Below are 17,949 nucleotides of genomic sequence, written 5' to 3' on the forward strand. Positions count from 1 at the left end.
TTTGGTATAAGGTACTTTTGTACACTATGCAGTTAGCATATAAAAACGAAGGTTGGAGAAAGGTTGGAGACCATGACAATTTTCAGGGAATATACAAATGGTTACAAAACAAAAGCTCAGGGAACAGCGCCACACGGTTGAGACACTTCGTCAACAAAGCATTCTCAAGACAGAACAAACGAGTCAAGTCAATGAAAGTATTGCCAGTTCTTGGCAACGCTCGGTATCTGCTGCAATTCCCAAAGAACGATCTGCTGCGCCGTTATTGTCCTTAGCCCAAAAACAGCCGTCTGCACTGGATATTGCCTTGCAATATTGTGCTAATGATCTGAAACATGTGGCTGAACAATCATCCATGGTGATTGCAGTGGGGGATGTCGGTAGTACCATTATCTGGACAGCTGCGAGTCAACAGATGCGTAGTGCGGCTGAACGGGTACACTTTGTCGAAGGTGGGCAGTGGGGTGAGGAAATGGTGGGAACCAATGCATTAGCTTTATCCATCAAAACTCGACAATCTAGTTGTGTATTTTCCAATGAACATTATATGCAGTCGGTACAAGACTGGGTCTGTTATGCTGCCCCGATTATTGATCCGCATTCGAGGCAATTGCTTGGAGTGATCGATTTATCCACGACATGGACGAATCATAATTCTTTAGGCATTTTAGCTGCTGAACGTTGTGCCTCAATCATTCAAACAGCTTTACAGGAACAACAGCGCCAGCAATTGTATATACGGGCATTTTCTATTCCACAAGTGCTATTTAATGGAAAAAATCTGGTGCTAACACCACGCCAGATCGAAATTTTGAGTATTTTGGCGCTATGTCCGCAAGGTTTAAATCTGGAAACACTACATCAGGCACTTTATGGTGAACGTAAGGTCAGTATGGGAACGCTAAAAGCTGAAATGTCGCAGTTACGCGATGTGCTTGGGGGAATGCTCGGCTCACGTCCTTATCGCTTATTGGCACATGTTGAAGCTGATTTTTTACAGGCTGAAAATGCATTAGATTCTGGTTATGTATCGTCGGCATTACAGTTATATACAGGCGTGTTCTTGGCAAAAACCGAGAGTCCATTTCTATGCGCATGGCGAGATTGTTTAGAATCACGTTTAAGTGATGCGATTTTCAAAGCCAAAGAAACTGATATGTTACTGAAACATGTGGCGCGGTTCCCTGAAGCGATTGATGCGGTCGAGCGATTAATCGAACTATTGCCGACTGATCATCCTGCCCACCAATCATTAATTAAATATCAGCAGGCAGAACAATAGATTTTAAGGCATTTTAATTTTTAACCAATCAAATAATTGCTGATAAACCTGACTTCGAACTGGCTCAGCAGATAGTACTAAATCATGCAGACCATGATGAATGGTTTCGGTGGTCACGTCACCCTTAATTTTTCTAGCATACTTTTCGATATCTTTTACGCCCAAAATTACATCGCTTTGTGTAGCTTTTTTACTCCATCTTCTTGGGTTTTTTGTTTGATTCGAATGCATGACCAGTGCAGGAATTGTAAGTTTAACACCTTGATGAATTTCTTTTTGTGCAACATGAATAGCACGAATAAAACTTAACTGGACTTTCTTCATATTAGGCAGTTTCCAGTTTAAATCAAATGACCATTCACCGTAGTAATCTCGATGCAAACTAGGTACATACCATTTATTTAAACCGCTCGGAAATTTTGCTTGAGGGAGGTAACGACCAATTTGACTTAAAAGAGGTACGCCTAGCGCTTTTTTTAGCGAATTCATATTAAAGTCATAAAATGGGCTATTCGCCCAGAGTGCCTTGATCAGAGGATGATCAGGATGATGTGCAGCATATAGTGTCGCAGTGAGTCCACCTGTAGAATGTCCTGCTAATAATATCTGGCTATGATTTTCCTCGCCAATAATATTAAGGGCTTCAGTAATCTCGGCATTGTATTCATTCAGATCGAGTACGTTATATAAAATCTGATGAGGAAGATGAGAGCGACCATATTTTCTCAAATCCAGCGCATAAAAGTCATAACCGTGCTGATTAAATTGCTCAGCCATTTCAGTCTGAAAAAAATAATCGATAAAGCCATGAATGTATAAAACAGCTTTGGAAGTGGGTATCGCTGCTTTTTTTCTGACTAATGTCGCAATGACTTTGCCTTCGTAATCATCAGGAAAGTTTAAAGTCAGTTGTTGGTAGCCTTCACCTAGAATATCTGGAGTGTATTGATTCATATTTTTATTCATTTGTGTTTTAAATCATGTTTTCATCCTTGTATGAAATGTTGGTTTTGTCAATTGAAGTAAAGAAAAAAAGAGGGAATATCTTGGAGAAATACTCCCTCAATTGAGCAAGCTGGTTGGAGAGAGAAGCTTGCTCTAAGGACAAAAGTTGGAGACTGTTAAATAATTTTGAGAAATTCAAGTCATTAAAGTGCTGCTTTAAAAATCTCTACCACTTGTGCATGAGTTGCCTTGCGTGGATTGGTCAGCATACAAGCATCCTTTTGTGCATTTTCAGCCATAACCGCCAAATCTTCGGTTTTCACACCCAATTCGGTCAGTCCAGATGGAATTCCGATCGATTGGGATAACTCACGAATCGCATTGATCGCTGCGCGTGCGGCTTGATTTTGAGTTAAGCCTTGTGTTTGGACGCCCATCAGTTCCGCAATGCGTGCATATCGGTCTGGACAAGCGATTAGGTTAAACTCACAGACATGAGGTAATAGCACCGCATTACAAACCCCGTGCGGTAAGTTATAGAAACCGCCTAACTGGTGCGCCATCGCATGTACATAACCCAGTGAAGCATTGTTAAATGCCATTCCAGCAAGGTACTGGGCATAGCTCATGGCATCACGTGCTTCCAGATTTTCACCATTGGCAACCGCAGGGCTGAGCCATTCACTGATCATGGAAATCGCTTTTTCTGCGCAGGCATCAGTAATGGGATTGGCTGCGGTTGAGACATACGCTTCAACGGCATGCGTCAAGGCATCCATACCTGTTGCAGCAGTTAAACTGGCTGGTTTTGCAACCATCAGTTTAGGATCATCAATCGCAATAAGAGGGGTACAGCGCCAATCAACAATGGCCATTTTGACATGTGTGTCGGTGTTAGTGATAATACAAAAACGCGTCATTTCTGAGGCTGTACCCGCTGTGGTATTTACTGCAATTAAAGGTGTCATCGGTACTTTACTTTTATCGATGCCTTCATAGTCACGAATATGTCCGCCGCCTGCGGTCACCAGTCCAATCCCTTTAGCGCAATCATGTGAAGAACCACCACCAAGTGACACAATAAAATCACATTGATTGTCGTTATAGGCATCAACACCATGATGTACATTTTTGTCGGTTGGGTTGGGTTCTGCACCCGGGAAAATATGACTGTCTACCCCTGCATCTTTTAAGTATGTAGCAATCGTGTCTGCTACACCAAACTTGAACAGACCTGCATCGGTGACAATCAGCGCTTTTTTTGCACCTAAATTTTGTGCTTTGGTTCCAATTTCTTTGGCACAGCCTGGGCCAAAAAGGGAAACACATGGGATATAAAAACCATTTGTTTGGTCAGCAATATTTTTTAAAGCCATGGAGCGATTCCTTCTTCCATTAGTCCATTTGTTTTTACAGGTGATCTTCACCGTGAAGCTAGTATTCTGATTTGACTATTTTTTTCCTACCTACCAAAAACCTACCAATAAAAATATTGTTGTATCTATTTGATATTTATTTATTTTAATATTTTGAGTTGCTTTCGGATTTCACTTTTGCATGAAAGTCGTTAAGCTATGGGCTGTTTTATGGAAATGATCAGGTTATGAAGCAAGAAACTGCACTGAAGTTATTAAAAGCGGGTGAAAATGTGTTTTTAACAGGTTCGGCTGGTGCAGGAAAAACATATACCCTGAATCAATACATTAATTACTTAAAAGCCCGTAAAGTGCCTGTTGCAGTGACTGCGTCTACAGGTATTGCCGCAACACATATGAATGGGATGACCATTCATACTTGGGCCGGGATTGGCATTAAAGATCATTTATCTGATGATGATCTCAAACGCATGAAAGAGCGCAAATACTTAAAAGAACATCTTGAAAATGCGCAGGTTTTAATTATTGATGAAATTTCGATGTTGCACGCCAAACAGCTTAATCTGGTCAATCAAGTCCTGAAATATTTTAAAGAAAGTGATGAGGCTTTCGGTGGGATCCAAGTCATTTTAGCAGGTGATTTTTTTCAGTTACCACCTGTAGGAAAAAACGACGAGCGTAATCGTGACAAGTTCTGTTTTATGTCGGATGCATGGGTTGAGGCTAAATTTCGGGTCTGCTATTTGACCGAACAGCATCGTCAGGATGATGAAATTCTCAATCAAATTTTAAATGCCATACGCGCACAGGATATTCAGCAAGTACATACGCAGGCTTTACTACAATCACGTCAGCAAGATATCGGCGATACATTTACCCGTCTTTATACGCATAATATGGATGTCGATAATATTAATTTTCAACATCTTAATGAAATTGAAAATGAAGAACATCAATTTAACGCCGTTTTAGATGGCAATGAAAAAATGCTGGAAACCTTAAAGTCTTCTGTACGCGCACCTGAAGAATTAATGTTGAAAAAACATGCCAAAGTCATGTTTGTAAAGAATAACTTTGATATGGGCTATATCAATGGCAGCTTGGGCGAAGTCATTGCTTTTGAAGAAGATGATGAACACGGCATTTTGCCCAAAGTAAAATTAACCGATGGCACGACTTTGCTTGTTGAACCCGAAACTTGGTCAATTGAAAATGAAGCCGGAAAAAGTATTGCCAGTTTTCAGCAGATTCCACTGCGTTTGGCATGGGCGATTACCATTCATAAAAGTCAGGGCATGACCCTTGAAGCCGCAGAAATTAATCTGTCGCATACCTTTGAAAAAGGACAGGGCTATGTGGCTTTGTCGCGATTAAAATCCTTAACAGGTTTGCGTTTATTAGGCTTTAATGATCAGGCATTGGAACTGGATGCATTGGCTCTAAAAGCCGATAAACGTTTTCAGGAACTATCTCAGGATGCAGAAGAGCATTTTCTTGATACTGATTTAAGTGATCAACATAAAGCGTTTATTCGTCACTGCGGTGGTACGCTCAATGAAACTGAGATTCAACGAAATGAGAAAAAACTGGCCAAAAGTGAAAAGCAAAACTATGGTTCAGCAACACTGGATGAAACCCGTGCTTTATTTGAAGAAGGCTATGATATTCAGGATATCGCAACGGAACGTGGTTTAACACCTGCGACCATTATTAACCATCTGGCACGTCTACAAAAAGAACAAGGACTCGATATTTCTGTTGCACATCCTGGTGATGAAGTGGTTGAACAAATCAGAAAACTCTATAAACGTGTGCAAAAAAGCAAACGCCCAGAAAATTTTAATGATGACGGTTCCATCAAACTTAGACCGATTGTGGAATTAACCAGTCCACGCATGGGCTATGATCAGGTACGGTTAGCACTCTTATTTATTGAATAGGACGATTTGATTATGCCCCATGTGATTGTTGATTATTCTGCAAATCTGAAAGATTTTGAACCTAGACCATTATTATTGCAAATCAACACTGCACTGGTGGAAACAGGTTATTGCGAAGCACTTGATATTAAATCCAGAGCGCACATGGATGATGTTTTTGTAATTGGGCTTGGGGCTGAACAGCAAGCTTATGTGCATGTTAAAGTTTATCTTTTGTCTGGACGTGATCAACAGCAAAAGCAGGAAATTGGGAAGAACGTTCTGAAAGTATTACTTTCTTATTCTGCCTTACAGCAGCAAGATTTTCCTGTGCAAAGTTGTGTAGAATTAATTGAAATGCCGAAACAGGATTATTTTAAACACGTGATTAAATCGCAATTTTGATCAGGATCGGCGCGTTTAATCCTTTCATAATGCTTCTGTCAAATGAACAAGTATTGAAGCTATGATGGCGTATGATCTGAAACTAAAACGTGTCTGTGATTATATTCAACAACATTTGGATGAACCACTCAATTTACAGCGATTAAGTGAAATTGCAGGGCTATCACGCTTTCATTTCCATCGTATTTTTTACGCACATTTAGGTATCAATGTGATGAAATATACGCAGATGTTGCGCTTAAAACGCGCATCATTTCAACTGGTATTTAATCACGAACTCAAAATTATTGATATTGCTTTTAATTCAGGATTTGACAGTCCTGAAGCATTTACGAGAGCGTTTAAACGTTCATTTGACCAGACTCCGAGTGCTTTTAGAACTGAGCCTAACTGGCAAAATTGGCATACGAAGTTTGTGTATTTCACCCCTAAAAGTGAGTTAGACATGAACGTAAATATCATTGAGCGACCGCTAGAGAAAATAGCTTATATTTCGCATCTTGGTTCGCCTGAAAAAGTATTTGAAACTGCGGCCAAGTTTATTGAATGGCGAAAAAGAACAGGACTATCTCCATTCAGAAAATCTGCAACCTATGGCATACCTTTTTCTGATCCAGAGCAGACACCTGAACAGGAATTTCGCTTTGATATTGCAGGTTCAATCGATAAACCTTTTGCTCAAAAAGACGATGGAATCAGAATAGGTGAAATTCCAGCAGGACGTTATGCCATGATTCGGCATTTAGGTAGTCACGATCAGATTCGGGAAAGCGTGTATTTTCTATTTAGAAACTGGTTACTTGAACAACAGGAACAAGCAGGCGATTATCCAGTTTTTTTTCATTATCACAATTTTGTACATGAAGTGAACGAAGCAGATTTAATCACAGATATTTATCTGCTGTTAAAATAAATCATGGAAAGAGACGATGATTTTCGTCTCTTTTTTAAATAAGTGTTGATTAATCATCCGAAATCAGTTCGATACAGGCATATTGCTCAATTAAATTGGCATCCATCATATGAATATAATCCATAAACATGGTATTAAAACTGCCCACCGTTTGAGCCTGATCATAAGCAAGCTTACCTGCAATCGCGAAATGAACATGGGCTGCAATGGTGGCTAAATGAATGGGTGCAACCGCAGAATATGCAGCAATCAATGCACCTAAAGCACAGCCTGTAGCGGTAATTTTGGGTTGTAGATGACTACCGCCACGAATTTTGACAATACAGGTCATGGCAGTCGACAAGATGTAATCGGTTTCCCCAGATATGGCAATACAACTGGCTTTACTCAGCAAGCCTTGTGCAAGTTGGAACATATCATCACTTTTTAAGGTGCTGTCTACACCTTTGCTTTGAGATAAACTTCCTGCAAGTGCGCTGATCTCTGATGCATTGCCACGAATTACAGACGGATGATATTGCAGTAATTCATCGACCGTATCGCTTCGCCATTTCAAAACAGCGCCATAACCAACTGGATCTAATACCCACGGGATTAGATTTTCATGGGCAGTTTTTGCTGAAATCCTGATGGCTTGCATCTGTTCAGTGGTGGGTGTTCCGAGATTAATACTGAGTGCACCACTGATTTTGGTAAATGCTTCCGCTTCAAAGGGATTATCAATCATGGCAGGAGATGCACCTGCGGCGAGCAGAACGTTGGCTGCATAATTTGCCGCAACACTGTTAGTGATACATTGAACTAATGGTGTTTGCTGTTGTAATTTTTCCCACGCTTCAATGACATAATCGATAATATTAGATGAGTTATACATATTTTTCCCCTTAAAACTTATAAAAATTATTGTGTAAAATAATGATCCTGATGTTTGCAATGTCGACAAATCAAAGACACATAATCGGCAGCATCATAATCCACTTCTAAATCATGAGAACCACAATACATACAACGTTTGATCGAATAAAAATTAAGTCGAGGTTCAATCTTTCGCCATGCGCGCCAGATTGGTTGAATGAAAATACGCTCATCATAAGATAAAAAATGGAACAAAAAAATTTGACTCATTTTACTTAGAGGTAAATTCATTGGGCGTGGTAGCGTAGATGTTTCCCATTTTTCATTGAGTGAGCGCTCACGATATTGCTCCAAGGTCTTTTTTAAAATATTGGTATTAATAAAGTTTTCATTACGTGGCTGTAAGGCTTTCTTATTATATAAATAATCCAAAGCAGTTTGAATAAGATAATAAACTTGACCCACAGCCAAGCTATCGAGCAAACGATAACAAAATTGCTGAAAGCTCCGATTACCTGCAATTTGTATGCCCCATGTACGGCAGTACATTTGCATAAATTGAATAATTTCCTGATAAAGCACTAAAAATAAAACATCTTTCACTTCATCTGAAGTTTTGTAGGGAATGCCTAGGCTTAAGTTTTCGTAAAACCAATAACGTAATTGTTGGGCGATACTAAATAAACTGGGTTCGTTGTAGCCATCCAAACGGACTCTTAAATAATAGATGTGCTGATCATCCTGAAGGTTTTTGGGAGCCAAAATACCCAATTTAATCAACTCTTTGAGCAAGCCATATTGAAATAAATAATTGGGGCTAATGTATTCATATTTGACTCGATCCCAGTAAATATATTCATCATGTGGCAGATTATCCTGAATCCGATCATCCAGTAAAGACAGCAGGAACAGCTTATGTAATAAACTTAAATCTTCCAGATTGTAGATGATGTCATCTTTAATTTTATTTTTGCGTTGTTCTTGTTGCAGAGTATCCTGCATCATTTTTTTGCGTTGTTTGGTGCAAGTTGCACAATGACAGACCATTTTTGCATCAGCAAAGACTTGATGCTGACAATGGCTGCATTCATGAAATAGAACCTCCTGATCAAATTGATCAGCTTCCACAAAGTACATTGCTGCCTGACATAAAGGGCAAAGTGTACTTTCATCAAGCTGTTTTTTCAGAATATTCAAAATCATGCGAAAATTATACGTGAGTAAAAATAAGATTATAGCTTGCTCTGAGTCGAATGGTCAGGGGAAACTGGAATAATTGAAACACCATTAAATGAAAAAGCCCAAACTCCGTAAAGTTCAGGCTTTCTTGATCTAAAAAATTGCTTTATTTAAACAGGGCAAGGCAACGACTCGTCATGCTGTCCTAATTTTTTGGCAGCAATAAGTGCTTTCACTTTCTTGCTTGGTAGTTTTTCTTTACCCAGCGCGTCATAAGTATTGACGATACTGGTCACATCCTGTGGCTGAATGTCTATACCCTCGGCAGTCATAAATACGGCAATCACGTTATGAGCGACGCCTGCATCATGTAAATCATGAATAGCTTTGATATTTTCAGCGCGGTACAAGTGTTGAGTTAATTCCATCTTATGTCACCTCTCGGCTATTTTGTGTATAGCATAGATTGAGTTTTTATTTTGACTAATGACGTCATTTAAGACAAAGCAAAAAACGTGCACAAACTGTAAGCAGTTTAGAAAAAAAGTAATTCGACGTAATCCATGCAAGCACATGTGTAGATTTGTTGGTCAATCTGTAACCAGTGAGATAGCTATGATAACGCTGAAAAGATGTTCTTACATAAGATATGAAGCAATATCAATAATTTTAACTCTTGGGGAATTGAAAAATCAAAGCCTTACACCCATGTAAATTTTAACGTGAAACAACACAGACACTTCAGTTAAGTTGGCGTATGATCAGATTCATACACAATAAATACTGATACCACGATACAAGTGGCGACATAGGAAAATATATGAATATTGCGGCAAATCCACACGTTCAGGCAGATCAAACGGTATATCTTAAAGACTATCAAAAACCATCATTTTTAGTGCAGTCGATTAACCTTGATATTCAGGTCTATGATGATCGCACTATTGTCGACGCAACCTTGGTCATGAAACGTCAAACTGCTGGGGATTTGGTGTTATTAGGCCGTGATTTAGAGTTGAAATCGATTATATTGAATGGGCAAAGTTTACAAGCCGATCAGTATCAACTTGATTCTGAGCAGCTGGTCATTGCCAACGTACCTGATGATGTTATTTTAAATACTCAAGTGATTATTCATCCTGAAAGCAACACGCAACTCGAAGGTTTATATAAAGCGGGGGATTTGTTTGTTACCCAAAATGAACCAGAAGGGTTTCGTAAAATTACCTTTTATCCAGACCGTCCAGATGTTTTGGCTGAATTTACCACCCGTGTTGAAGCCGATAAAAAATATCCTGTATTGCTCGCCAATGGTAATTTACTCGAAACTGGTGAAGTGGGTGAGAATCGTCATTTTGCAATTTGGCAAGACCCGACCAAAAAACCAAGTTATTTATTTGCTTGTGTGATTGGTGATTTGGCGGTATTAAAAGACCGTTACACAACTTCTGAAGGTCGTGATGTTGCACTTGAAATTTATGCCATCGAAAAAGATATTCCTAAATGTCATATCGCCATGGAAGCCCTAAAACATTCGATGCGTTGGGATGAAGAACACTATGGCCGCGCTTACGATCTGGATAATTACATGATCGTTGCGGTGAGTCAGTTCAACATGGGCGCGATGGAAAATAAAGGATTAAACATCTTTAATACCTCATGTGTATTAGCAGATGAAGAATACACCACCGATGCCGCAATTATGCGCGTGCAATCGGTGATTGCTCATGAGTATTTTCATAACTGGACAGGAAACCGTATTACTTGCCGTGACTGGTTTCAGCTTTGTTTAAAAGAAGGTTTGACTGTATTTCGTGATCAATCTTTCTCTGAAGATTTGCAATCGGCTGCGGTACAACGTATCGATGATGTTGCAGTGTTGAAAGCACATCAATTTCCTGAAGATGCTGGACCATTATCACACCCACCGCGTCCAGATCATTTTGTTGAAATCAATAATTTCTATACCGCTACCGTCTATGAAAAGGGTGCGGAAATTAACCGTATGATGTCGACTTTACTTGGAAAAGAAAAATTCCGTAAAGGGACAGATGAATATTTCCGCCGTTATGATGGTCAAGCCGTGACAGTCGAAGACTGGGTGGATGCGTTATCATCAGGTTCAGGTATAGATTTATCGAATTTTCTGACATGGTATAACCAGCCAGGTACGCCTAAACTCCAAGTCAATGCCGAGTACGATGCTCAAAAACAAACTTATCGGTTGAACTTTAAACAAAGTTTAAAAGCGCATCCGAAATATCCAAATCTAAAAGCAGTCCCAATTCCTGTCGCGCTTGCATTATTTAATGCCCAAACAGGTGAACAATATACGCTTCATTCTCCAGATTTATTTGTCGATGCTGTTCAGGATGGGGTTTATCTATTTGATCAAGATACGGCCACTATTGAATTCACACAGGTCGCCGAGCAACCAGTTGTATCCTTGTTGCGCAATTTTTCTGCACCCGTGAACTTGGAGTTTGACTATAGCGATGATGAATTGGCATTTCTGATTCAGCATGAAACCAGTGGTTTTAATCAATGGCAAGCCAGTCAAACTTTGCTTGAGCGGATTTTGCTTAAAGATCATGATGTTCAACCTTATATTCAAGCCATTAAAAATACGCTACCTGATTTAGTGCGTAAAGATCCGCTACTCGCCTCGCGTTTATTTGATGTACCAACTGAAGGGTATTTGGGTAGTCGTATTGATGCTGATTATGAACCAGAAGTGGTGCAGGAAAAACGCAATTCAGTGCTAGAAACATTGGCACGTGAATTAGCTACTTTCTGGAAAGAAACTTATTTGTCACTTGATCCATCTTTGCAAAATGACTTTTCTCAGGCGATGGGCGAGCGTGCTTTAAAAAATATCATGCTGAGTATGATGGCGCGTCAGGGTGATGACAGTGTATTTGAGTTGGCTTACAACCAGTATCAACAGACCCATAACATGTCAGAACGCATGGGGGCATTACGTGTGCTAGTCTGGAATGATGCCCCACAAGCACAGCAAGCTTTAGACGATTTTTATAATCGTTATAAGGATGAAGCTTTATCGCTTGATCAGTGGTTTATGGTACAGGCAGCCAATCCAAGTGCAACATCTGAAAGTATTGCTGCTTTGACTAAACATCCAGATTATGATTTGGGTACACCTAACCGCGTACGAGCGGTCAGCGGTGGATTAAGTAATAATCCTGTCAATGCATGGAGCTTTGGTGTTGAACACTATATTGGTTTAGCAGAATACTTCGATGAAAAAAATCCAATTTTAGGTTCGCGTTTATTACAGGTATTGTCACGTTGGTACACGTTGGCTGAACCTCAGCGTAGTCATGTACAAGGTGCTTTAAAAGCGTTACAGCCTCGTGTGAAGTCAAAAAATGTCACTGAAACCTTAAATAGTATTTTAAGTGTTTAATTGAAAGGATCTGCTGCATAATTCACTGAGTTGAGTTATGCAGTAGCAGACTACTGCTTTCCCTGAAAAGTGAGAGAATGTTCAGTCATAAAGAAGATTTCTAACGACGTTTGCTTGTTTGCTACGCAAGTAAATTTATAAGCACATTATTTTATACTTTGGTGGTATCATGTTGCCACCTTATGCATGACTGCGTGTGTGATGTCTCATCTCTCAAAATATGTTCAAAGTATTCTATATCCAGAGCAACCTTCGGAACATCAGGTAGTGGATAAAGAGGAAAAAATAAAACAATGGTTTGATGGTGATATTCAAGTTATTGGAAAAATGTCGCTTTTTCAGTTTGAAAATGGCATTACCATTCGTAAGATTGAAGAGCATGATGCAACAGCCATCGAGATCGAAGCTTGTCGCGAGCATTGGATTAGCTATGAAGTCGTCGATCATCAACATCGATTAGAGCATATCACCCCTAAGCGCATTCAGTTTAATTCGACATGTCGAGAAGCATTCTGGCTTAAATATTTCCAAGACGAAAACGTTTAAACAAAAAAACCGCTTAAGCGGTTTTTTTAGGTTTTTGCTTGTTAAGCTTTGACAATCAAAACAGGTACAGGACTTTCAGCAAGTACTTTCTGTGCAACACTACCCAGCACTAATTTTTTTAAACCTGAACGGCCATGAGAACCCATAATAATTAGATCCGCATTCACTTCATCCGCAATATTCAAGATTCCTACCGCTGTAGGTTCTTCTCTAATAATTTTCGTATTTGTTTCAATTCCATTGGAGCTGAAAATATCACTTATTTTTTGTAAATGCGCTTCAGCATTTGTTTCAGCTTCAAACAAATGTTCAGTAACTGCAGGTGCAACCTTATAAAAATCGACACCGACAAAAGGATCAACGGCAACCACACTCATTACCGTTACACTACTATTAAATGCTTTCGCAACATCTACAGCATGTTTCACTGCTGCATCTGAAAGAGGTGAGTCATCGACTGGAACCAAGATACGATGATAAGACATAATATTTCCTCTTAATTTATTGTTTCTAAAAATCTTTTATGCTTTTAGGCTAACACAGTATCAGAAGATTGTGTTTCTAAAAATTATTATTATTTGTATAGGCTCCATAGGATAAAACTTATCACTTTTTAAAAATTTTAAATGGTCTCTTCTGTTTGCATAAATAGTATGCACGATGATGAAGTTGCATATTTCGCCTTTCACTTTTTTAGATTAGGATAAAATCAATGATAGTGTTTAACTAAAATACTGCCTTGATAACAACAATGAGAGGAAAACATGTCTTATAAATATGAATACGCAGGCTTTTGGATACGTTGTGGCGCTTCGATTATTGATACGCTTATTATGATGTTAGCCATCATACCTTCAGCATGGATTTTTTATCAGGGGAATTATGATCTGGTTTTTTCTACAGGTTTGGCTGATCAAAAAGCTTCGCTATGGTTTGATATTCTAGTCAATTATATTTTCCCATTTTTATATACGATTCTCTTTTGGTTATATTTAGGTGGAACACCTGGCAAGCGTTTGATGCGTTTAAAGGTGCTAGATGAAAAAACGGGTGATAAACTGACTTTAGGTCAGTCGATTATTCGTTATATCGGATATATACCATCTACTTTGGTTTTTATGCTCGGATTCATCTGGATTGCATTTGATTCAAAAAAACAGGGTTGGCACGATAAAATGGCGAAAACAGTCGTGGTCAAAGAACTTTAATCGATGCAGATGATGTTTTTGCAATAATTGTATTTTATCTGTAAAAAGTTGCACTAAAAGGACTTGTAAATTAAGAAAATCTAAATATAATACAGCCAAATTTAATATGAGGAGACCCTAAGTGGGAAGTTGTTCGAGGTTATGCTGTAAATTGGTTATGCATACTGTCATCTGAGCAAGAAAAGTCACTACTTAGGGCGACTATCTTGCAATGAGATAGTTTGTCATCACATTTATATCCATATCTATATTGAATCACGCTGAATTTTCATTCGGGCGTAATACTGCCTGCTTAGACTCCTTCTAAAACGTGGGAGAAGCCAATGTGGTTACATGCTTCAATTTTAAAACTTTATAGTATTCAATGCTTTTGCATCTGGATTTGTATGTTGCTTTCACAATATGCCAAAGCAGATCCATTGTTGAATACAGACGATGCAGACATTGTGTCTGCAAAACATTGCCAGTTGGAATCCGCTGTAACTCGCCCGTCAGGTTCACAGGCAGGCTATCAGTTGAATACGGCTTGCCAGTTCATTGAGGGGGGTGAAAGTTCGATTTCTTATACTGACCAATTTGTTGATGCTGGAAAAGGACAATGGTCCGCTCAAGTTAAAGGTGTGATCCAACCCATGAGTCAATGGGGAATGGCTGCCAGCCTTCAAGTTTCCCAGCAGAATGAAAAAGATAAAGAGTCCATTCAGTGGTTTCTTAATATTCCTTTTTCTTTAGTTTATCTTAATAATTCTCTACATATAGATAGTAATATTGGCTATCAATATTCACCACGAAACTTGAATCTATTGCGCTGGAGTTTGGCGTCTAACCTTGCTTTAACACCAAAAACAAGTGTAAGTGTTGAAACTTATAACCAAGATCAACATGCGCCTTTGTTACAAAGCGCTATTCATTATTCTATCCTTCCTAATATTTTGACTTTTGAAGCTTCCATTGGACAGCGCTTGAATACTTTTCGAGAGCGATGGTTTGGCTTTGGCTTAAGTTTTACGCCCTAATCTGATTATTTAGAACCAAAGCACTTATTTTCTAAATCATTTATTGCAAATCCACTTTATTCATCTAAATAAAGTGCGGCTTCGTATGCCTGAAAAAAGGAGATCTCTACATGAAATATGATCTATGGCAACGTCTATTTACACGCTTTCTAGAAACTTTTCATTTAAAACGTTTCTTTATTCGAAATAGTTCTTTTAAAGAATTGCATCAATCTAGTTATGCCAAAGAAATTGGGCAAACTCTGGCAGTGCAATTAAGACATTATTCAACACTTGAAAGTGAAGCACTCTTAAATACTTTATCTTCGCATGAAGAGGGTTTAACTGAATTTGAAGCACAAGAGCAGCAGCTTAAAGTTGGACTTAATGAGGTTGCACAGGAAAAACCGTTAACGTGGTGGCAACATCTGTGGTACTGCTATCGTAATCCTTTTAATGTATTACTAAGTCTTTTGGCTGTTGTCGCATTTCTCACAGATGATCTGACTGGGTCAGTCATTATTAGCATCATGGTGTTACTTTCAACATTTTTGCGATATTGGCAAGAGTCTAAGTCAAACAAAGCCGCAGAATCGCTTAAAGCCATGGTCACGAATACGGCTATGGTGTTGCGCCGTGAGATTAATTATTCAGATTTGAGTTTGCTACAACAGCGTTATGGCGCGAAAGTAAAACAGCTTAAAGAGATTCAATTTGAAATACCCATCCAATATCTGGTTCCAGGCGACATTATTTTGCTTTCTGCGGGAGATATGATTCCTGCCGACTGTCGAATTCTTTCGGCAAAAGATTTATTTGTCTCACAGGCAGCCATGACTGGAGAATCTATGCCTGTAGAAAAATATGCATTCCAACATAGTATGGATGTAAATAGCCCATTAGAACTTGATAATTTAGTCTTTATGGGAACCAATGTGGTCTCAGGTACGGCAAAAGCTGTCGTGCTTAATACAGGTATTCAAACTTATTTTGGTGCATTGGCACATCGGGTTACTGCAACCGATCGCAGCGTGACTTCATTTCAGCTAGGTGTGAATAAAATCAGTTGGTTACTGATTCGGTTTATGTTGATTATGGCACCTATTGTTTTATTCATTAATGGGTTCACCAAAGGAGATTGGGGTGAGGCCGTATTATTTGCCCTGTCCGTTGCGGTGGGTTTAACGCCAGAAATGCTCCCGATGATTGTGACCTCAACACTTGCGAAAGGTGCGGTATTTTTATCCAGAAAAAAAGTAATAGTGAAACGTCTGGATGCTATTCAAAATTTTGGTGCGATGGATGTGCTATGTACCGATAAAACAGGAACGCTGACACAAGATAAAATTTTTCTATCCCATCACGTCGATGTATTAGGAAAAAAATCACATACGGTGCTGATGCTGGCTTTTTTAAATAGCTATTATCAAACGGGACTCAAGAACTTGTTGGATGTAGCTGTACTTGAAGCTGTTGATCAAGATATGAAGTTTGAAAAGCTACGTTTTAAAAAGCTTGATGAAGTTCCATTTGATTTTGAACGTCGCCGTATGTCAGTAATCGTACGTACTCCTCAATCCCAGATTCGTATGGTGACCAAAGGCGCTGTCGAGGAAATGGTTAAGGTCTGTACTCATATTGAAATTAAAGGGGAGATCAAAGAGTTAACTGCCCAACTGCGTAAAGAGATTGAAGAAATTACGCAGCATTATAATCGTGAAGGTCTACGCGTTGTGGCTGTAGCTTATCGTGACTTTGATGGTATCTGTGAAAACTTTTCAGTCAAAGACGAGAGCGACCTAATTTTGGCTGGTTATATCACCTTCTTGGATCCACCTAAAGAATCTGCTCGACCAGCCATACAACAATTACATGCGCATGGCGTTAGTGTAAAAGTACTGACTGGGGATAATGAATTTGTGACCCAAAAAATATGTCAAGAAATTGGTATTCCTCATGAAAAGGTTTTATTGGGTGGAATGGTTGAGACATTATCTGATGAAGATTTAAAACTTGTCGTAGAAGAATACACTATCTTTACCAAATTAAGCCCAATTCATAAAGAACGAATCGTTGAGCAACTTAAGGCAAACGGTCATGTGGTCGGTTTTCTCGGTGATGGGATTAACGATGCGGCAGCGATTCGTGCGGCGGATATTGGTATTTCTGTAGATTCGGCTGTTGATATTGCCAAAGAGTCAGCAGATTTAATTCTTCTCGAAAAAAGTCTGATGGTACTTGAAAATGGTGTCATTGAAGGTCGTCGAACCTTTGCCAATATGCTCAAATATATCAAAATGACGGCCAGTTCAAATTTTGGTAATGTTTTTTCGGTATTAGTAGCTAGTGCATTTATTCCATTTTTGCCTATGCTGCCAATTCATTTGCTTGTACAAAACTTACTTTATGATGTCTCACAAATTGCCATTCCTTTTGATCATGTAGATGAAGAGCAGCTTGAAAAACCTCAACGCTGGCAGCCATCAGAAGTTGGGCGTTTTATGGTGGTTTTCGGGCCAATCAGTTCTATTTTTGATATTTTGACTTTTGGCATGATGTGGTTCGTATTTGATGCGAATACACCAGCCCAGCAAAGCTTGTTTCAGTTTGGCTGGTTCGTTGTGGGGCTACTGACTCAAACCTTGATCGTTCATATGATTCGAACTAAAAAAATTCCGTTTATTCAAAGCTGTGCTGCAACACCGTTGGTAGTCATGACGATGATCATTAGTGCAATTGGAATATTTTTACCAATGGGGCCTTTGGCACATTACTTTAAACTAGAAGCTTTACCATTGACGTATTTTCTGTATTTACCTTGTATTTTATTGGCTTATATGTGTGTGACTCAATGGATAAAAGGTATTTATATCCGTCGTTATGGCTGGCAATAACAGGT

Annotated in this window: 15 protein-coding genes; 9 read left to right on the forward strand and 6 right to left on the reverse strand. The window is 39.1% G+C overall.

Annotated features, from left to right (window positions below; translation table 11 throughout):
• Positions 1–97 precede the first annotated feature (97 nt).
• Positions 98–1,282 (forward strand): helix-turn-helix domain-containing protein, encoded by a 1,185-nt coding sequence (locus J500_RS02005; RefSeq protein ID WP_004997631.1) that lies wholly within the window; start codon positions 98–100, stop codon positions 1,280–1,282.
• A 3-nt stretch (positions 1,283–1,285) separates the two neighbouring features.
• On the opposite strand, the gene J500_RS02010 is transcribed toward J500_RS02005, so the two are convergent.
• Together J500_RS02010 and mdh are read right to left on the reverse strand one after the other, a co-directional pair.
• The gene (locus tag J500_RS02010; RefSeq protein WP_004997634.1) at positions 1,286–2,248 is read right to left on the reverse strand and encodes an alpha/beta hydrolase; all 963 of its coding nucleotides are present in this window, start codon (positions 2,246–2,248) and stop codon (positions 1,286–1,288) included.
• A gap of 182 nt (positions 2,249–2,430) precedes the next feature.
• Complete coding sequence (mdh, locus tag J500_RS02015; protein ID WP_004997635.1) at positions 2,431–3,603, reverse strand: iron-dependent methanol dehydrogenase; 1,173 nt, start codon at positions 3,601–3,603, stop codon at positions 2,431–2,433.
• A 227-nt stretch (positions 3,604–3,830) separates the two neighbouring features.
• Between mdh and J500_RS02020 the strand changes: the two genes are divergently transcribed.
• The 3 genes from J500_RS02020 to J500_RS02030 all read left to right on the forward strand — a co-directional run bounded on the left by J500_RS02020 (position 3,831) and on the right by J500_RS02030 (position 6,840).
• A complete protein-coding gene (locus J500_RS02020; RefSeq protein ID WP_004997637.1) occupies positions 3,831–5,543 on the forward strand; it encodes an AAA family ATPase in 1,713 nt (570 codons plus the stop codon).
• Positions 5,544–5,555: 12 nt separating this feature from the next.
• Entirely contained in the window at positions 5,556–5,927 is a 372-nt protein-coding gene (locus J500_RS02025) for a 5-carboxymethyl-2-hydroxymuconate Delta-isomerase (RefSeq protein WP_004997647.1), read from the forward strand.
• Between the two features lie 61 nt (positions 5,928–5,988).
• Positions 5,989–6,840, forward strand: coding sequence for an AraC family transcriptional regulator (locus tag J500_RS02030; protein ID WP_004997649.1), 852 nt, complete (start codon positions 5,989–5,991; stop codon positions 6,838–6,840).
• A 49-nt stretch (positions 6,841–6,889) separates the two neighbouring features.
• On the opposite strand, the gene thiM is transcribed toward J500_RS02030, so the two are convergent.
• From thiM to J500_RS02045, 3 genes are all read right to left on the reverse strand, one after another.
• A complete protein-coding gene (thiM, locus tag J500_RS02035; protein ID WP_004997653.1) occupies positions 6,890–7,714 on the reverse strand; it encodes a hydroxyethylthiazole kinase in 825 nt (274 codons plus the stop codon).
• A gap of 26 nt (positions 7,715–7,740) precedes the next feature.
• A complete protein-coding gene (locus tag J500_RS02040; protein ID WP_004997654.1) occupies positions 7,741–8,898 on the reverse strand; it encodes a hypothetical protein in 1,158 nt (385 codons plus the stop codon).
• Positions 8,899–9,044: 146 nt separating this feature from the next.
• Positions 9,045–9,302, reverse strand: coding sequence for a hypothetical protein (locus J500_RS02045; RefSeq protein WP_004989154.1), 258 nt, complete (start codon positions 9,300–9,302; stop codon positions 9,045–9,047).
• A gap of 392 nt (positions 9,303–9,694) precedes the next feature.
• Here J500_RS02045 and pepN point away from each other — a divergent pair, with 392 nt between their 5' ends.
• On the forward strand, positions 9,695–12,301 hold the full coding sequence (pepN, locus tag J500_RS02050) for an aminopeptidase N (RefSeq protein WP_034697789.1): 2,607 nt from the start codon (positions 9,695–9,697) through the stop codon (positions 12,299–12,301).
• A gap of 201 nt (positions 12,302–12,502) precedes the next feature.
• A complete protein-coding gene (locus tag J500_RS02055) occupies positions 12,503–12,847 on the forward strand; it encodes a hypothetical protein (protein ID WP_227546596.1) in 345 nt (114 codons plus the stop codon).
• Positions 12,848–12,888: 41 nt separating this feature from the next.
• Here J500_RS02055 and J500_RS02060 read toward each other — a convergent pair whose 3' ends face one another.
• On the reverse strand, positions 12,889–13,332 hold the full coding sequence (locus J500_RS02060) for a universal stress protein (protein WP_004997656.1): 444 nt from the start codon (positions 13,330–13,332) through the stop codon (positions 12,889–12,891).
• Between the two features lie 279 nt (positions 13,333–13,611).
• On the opposite strand from J500_RS02060, the gene J500_RS02065 reads away from it, so the two are divergent.
• From J500_RS02065 to mgtA, 3 genes are all read left to right on the forward strand, one after another.
• Positions 13,612–14,055, forward strand: a complete 444-nt coding sequence (locus tag J500_RS02065; RefSeq protein WP_004989141.1) for an RDD family protein — start codon at positions 13,612–13,614, stop codon at positions 14,053–14,055.
• Between the two features lie 323 nt (positions 14,056–14,378).
• The gene (locus J500_RS02070) at positions 14,379–15,071 is read left to right on the forward strand and encodes a hypothetical protein (RefSeq protein WP_034697792.1); all 693 of its coding nucleotides are present in this window, start codon (positions 14,379–14,381) and stop codon (positions 15,069–15,071) included.
• Positions 15,072–15,181: 110 nt separating this feature from the next.
• The gene (gene mgtA, locus J500_RS02075; RefSeq protein ID WP_034697795.1) at positions 15,182–17,944 is read left to right on the forward strand and encodes a magnesium-translocating P-type ATPase; all 2,763 of its coding nucleotides are present in this window, start codon (positions 15,182–15,184) and stop codon (positions 17,942–17,944) included.
• The last annotated feature ends 5 nt before the right edge of the window (positions 17,945–17,949 follow it).

This window comes from Acinetobacter sp. 479375, assembly GCF_000581715.1.
In the GTDB taxonomy this organism is placed as follows: Bacteria; Pseudomonadota; Gammaproteobacteria; order Pseudomonadales; family Moraxellaceae; genus Acinetobacter; species Acinetobacter ursingii.